The organism is Pseudomonas mandelii, assembly GCF_002251635.1.
GTDB classification, from domain to species: domain Bacteria; phylum Pseudomonadota; class Gammaproteobacteria; order Pseudomonadales; family Pseudomonadaceae; genus Aquipseudomonas; species Aquipseudomonas mandelii_B.
In genome coordinates this window covers 1-3926 of the sequence record NZ_NMOJ01000240.1, presented here as the reverse complement: position 1 = coordinate 3926, position 3926 = coordinate 1, and the positions used below count along the sequence as shown (strand labels likewise).

Sequence of the window (3926 nt, the reverse complement as noted above, 5' to 3'; positions counted from 1 at the left end):
CTTTTAANGGCTTCCNTCTTGCTNNCGCAAAACTCTCAAGAAGTGGTGGGTGATGACGGGATCGAACCGCCGACCCTCTGCTTGTAAGGCAGATGCTCTCCCAGCTGAGCTAATCACCCTTTGCTTCGTTGAGGCCGCGAAATTTACGCAGGTAGCGGACCTAAGTCAATAGCCCGCTTGAAGTTTTTCTGAAAAAGACAAAATTGCTTCAAGACGGCTAGACNNNCTACTNTGGGAGCGGGCTTGCTCGCGAAGGCGGCGGCACATCCAACACAAATGCTGGCCCGGTCGCCGCTGGATTACTCGCTGTAAATCATCTTCTTGGTCATGCCGCCATCGACCACAAACTCCTGCCCGGTGACAAACCCCGCCTGACGCGACAGCAACCACGCCACCATCGCCGCCACGTCTTCAACCGTACCCACCCTGCCCGCCGGATGCTGGGCGTGATCGGCATCGGTCAATGGCTCGGCACGCCGAGCGGCAGGATCACGCGCATCGATCCAACCAGGGCTCACGGCGTTAACCCGCATNTCTGGCCCNAGACTCATGGCCAAGGCGTGAGTCAGGGCCAGCAGGCCGCCCTTGCTCGCCGCGTAGGCTTCGGTGTCGGGCTCTGACTGGCGGGCGCGGGTCGACGCCAGGTTGACGATGGCACCGCCGTGGGCGCGCAGATACGGCGCACAGTGCTTGGCCAACAGCATCGGCCCACTGAGGTTCACCGCCAGCACCCGGTTCCAGTAAGCCAGGTCAAGGCTCTCCAGGGTGATATTGCGCGGGTCGGCCACTGCCGCGTTGCACACCAACGCATCCAGGCGCCCGAACTGGCCCAGCACTTCGGCGACGCCCTGGGCGACTTGTTTCTCGTTCGAGACGTCCATGGCGATGAACCAGGCGTTTGCGCCCAGCACTTTAGTCACTTTCGAACCACGCTCTCGATCAAGGTCGGTCAGCACCACCTGCCAGCCTTCGCTGATCAGCCAGGCCGCGATCCCCAACCCGATGCCGCGTGCGGCACCGGTGACCAGTGCAACGCGGCCATGGGTGCCGGTACCCGGCGTCGCCAACTCGATCACAAGGCCGCCAACCCGCGTGCCAGATCGGCTTGCAGGTCAGCGACATCTTCCAGGCCCACGGCGATGCGAATCAGGCTGTCACGGATGCCCGCCGCTTCACGCTCTTGCGGGGTCAGACGACCGTGGGAAGTGGTGCCTGGGTGAGTAATAGTGGTTTTGCTGTCACCCAGGTTGGCGGTGATGGAGATCAAGCGCGTCGCATCGATAAAGCGCCAGGCGCCTTCTTTGCCACCCTTNACCTCGAAACTCACCACGGCACCGAAACCTTTCTGCTGACGCAGGGCCAGTTCGTGCTGCGGATGGCTCTTGAGGCCAGCGTAATGGACCTTCTCGATACCGTCCTGCTGCTCCAGCCACTCGGCCAAAGCCTGCGCATTGGCGCAATGGGCTTTCATGCGCAGGCTGAGGGTCTCCAGACTCTTGAGGAAGATCCAGGCGTTGAACGGGCTCAGGCTCGGGCCAGCGGTACGCAAGAAGCCCACCACTTCCTTCATCTGTTCGCTGCGGCCAGCAACCACGCCGCCCATGCAACGGCCCTGGCCATCGATGAACTTGGTGGCCGAGTGCACAACGATGTCTGCGCCAAGCTTCAACGGCTGCTGCAAGGCAGGCGTGCAGAAGCAGTTATCGACCACCAGCATCGCGCCTTTGGCATGAGCTATTTCGGACAAGNCGGCGATGTCCACCAACTCTGCCAATGGATTGGACGGCGACTCGACGAACAGCAATTTGGTGTTGGCCTTGATTCCCGCCTCCCAGCCGGAAAGTTCGGCCAGAGGCACGTAGTCCACTTCAACACCGAAGCGCTTGAAGTACTTCTCGAACAGGCTGATGGTCGAACCGAATACGCTGCGCGACACCAGCACGTGGTCACCCGCGCTGCACAGGCTCATCACCACGGCCAGAATNGNCGCCATGCCGGTGGCCGTGGCGACCGCTTGCTCGGCGCTTTCCAGCGCGGCAATGCGCTCTTCGAACGCGCGCACGGTCGGGTTGGTGTAGCGCGAATAAACGTTGCCCGGCACTTCACCGGCAAAGCGTGCGGCCGCATCGGCGGCGGTACGGAATACATAGCTTGAAGTGAAGAACATCGGATCACCGTGTTCGCCTTCCGGCGTGCGGTGCTGACCGGCGCGAACGGCCAGGGTATCGAACGCTACGCCTTCGAGGTCGCTGTCCAGCCGACCGGCATCCCAATCCTGACTCATGCTGTCACTCCTCACTCAATTCTTTATTTAAGATACAAAACCGGCCCCTCAGGGCCGGTGTTTACTCAGTTGTTGTACAGATCGATGATCGCGCTGACCGCCTGGGTCTTGATCTTCGACGAGTCGTTACGCGCCTGCTCGATTTTGTTCAGGTAAGCCTCATCGACATCTCCGGTCACATACTTGCCGTCGAACACGGCGCAGTCGAACTGTTCGATCTTGATCTTGCCACCGCCGACCGCTTCGATCAGGTCCGGCAGGTCCTGATAGATCAGCCAGTCGGCGCCGATCAGGTCGGCCACGTCCTGGGTCGAACGGTTGTGGGCGATCAGTTCGTGGGCGCTCGGCATGTCGATACCGTACACGTTCGGGTAACGCACGGCAGGCGCGGCGGAACAGAAGTACACGTTCTTCGCACCGGCTTCGCGGGCCATCTGGATAATCTGCTTGCACGTGGTGCCACGCACGATGGAGTCGTCCACCAGCATCACGTTCTTGCCACGAAATTCCAGCTCGATGGCGTTGAGCTTCTGGCGGACCGACTTCTTGCGCGCTGCCTGGCCCGGCATGATGAAGGTACGGCCGATGTAGCGGTTCTTGACGAAACCTTCGCGGAACTTGACGCCTAGATGGTTGGCCAGCTCCAGCGCAGCGGTACGGCTGGTGTCCGGAATCGGGATCACCACGTCGATATCGTGCTCTGGACGCTCGCGCAGGATCTTCTCGGCCAGCTTCTCGCCCATGCGCAGACGCGCCTTGTAGACCGAAACGCCATCAATGATCGAATCCGGACGCGCCAGGTAGACGTGTTCGAAGATGCACGGGGTGAGTTTCGGCGCCACAGCACACTGACGGGTGTGCAGCTTGCCATCTTCGGTGATGTACACCGCTTCGCCCGGGGCCAGGTCACGGATCAGGGTGAAGCCCAGCACGTCCAGGGACACACTTTCGGAAGCAATCATGTACTCGACGCCTTCGTCAGTGTGACGCTGGCCGAACACGATCGGGCGGATGCCGTGGGGGTCGCGGAAACCGACGATGCCATAACCGGTGATCATGGCCACCACCGCGTAGCCGCCGACGCAACGGTTGTGCACATCAGTGACGGCGGCGAACACGTCTTCTTCGGTGGGCTGCAACTTGCCACGCTGGGCCAGCTCGTGAGCGAACACGTTAAGCAACACTTCCGAGTCGGAGTTGGTGTTGACGTGGCGCAGGTCAGATTCGTAAATCTCTTTGGCCAGCTGTTCAACGTTGGTCAGATTACCGTTGTGCGCCAGGGTGATGCCGTAAGGCGAGTTGACGTAAAACGGTTGAGCTTCGGCCGAAGTCGAGCTACCGGCAGTCGGGTAACGCACATGGCCAATGCCCATGTGCCCGACGAGGCGTTGCATGTGACGCTGATGGAACACGTCACGCACCAGGCCATTGTCCTTGCGCAGGAATAACCGGCCGTCGTGGCTGGTCACAATACCGGCAGCGTCCTGGCCGCGGTGCTGGAGGACGGTTAGCGCGTCATACAGCGCCTGATTGACGTTCGACTTACCGACGATACCGACGATGCCACACATGCGACGCAACCCCTACTTAATGAATCTTGACTGAACACAGCTTACTGAGGCGTTTTGGCCGNCGGNAAGAG

3 protein-coding genes and 1 tRNA gene are annotated in these 3926 nt (G+C 60.7%); all 4 read right to left on the bottom strand.

Features of this window, described 5'->3' with window-relative positions:
• Nucleotides 1–43 precede the first annotated feature (43 nt).
• Nucleotides 44–119, bottom strand: a tRNA-Val gene (locus B7L09_RS28415).
• A gap of 180 nt (nt 120–299) precedes the next feature.
• A complete protein-coding gene (locus B7L09_RS28410; RefSeq protein WP_094471621.1) occupies nt 300–1076 on the bottom strand; it encodes an SDR family oxidoreductase in 777 nt (258 codons plus the stop codon).
• Nucleotides 1073–2284: an O-succinylhomoserine sulfhydrylase gene (locus B7L09_RS28405; protein WP_094471620.1), complete on the bottom strand. Its 1212-nt coding sequence runs from the start codon at nt 2282–2284 to the stop codon at nt 1073–1075. The genes B7L09_RS28410 and B7L09_RS28405 overlap by 4 nt, the downstream gene beginning before the upstream one ends.
• A 65-nt stretch (nt 2285–2349) precedes the next feature.
• A complete protein-coding gene (gene purF, locus B7L09_RS28400; RefSeq protein ID WP_064453243.1) occupies nt 2350–3855 on the bottom strand; it encodes an amidophosphoribosyltransferase in 1506 nt (501 codons plus the stop codon).
• Between the last annotated feature and the right edge of the window lie 71 nt (nt 3856–3926).

Bases quoted from the DNA above. Each gene is read 5' to 3' on its own strand.
- purF (WP_064453243.1), bottom strand. From the start codon at position 3,855: ATGTGTGGCATCGTCGGTATCGTCGGTAAGTCGAACGTCAATCAGGCG.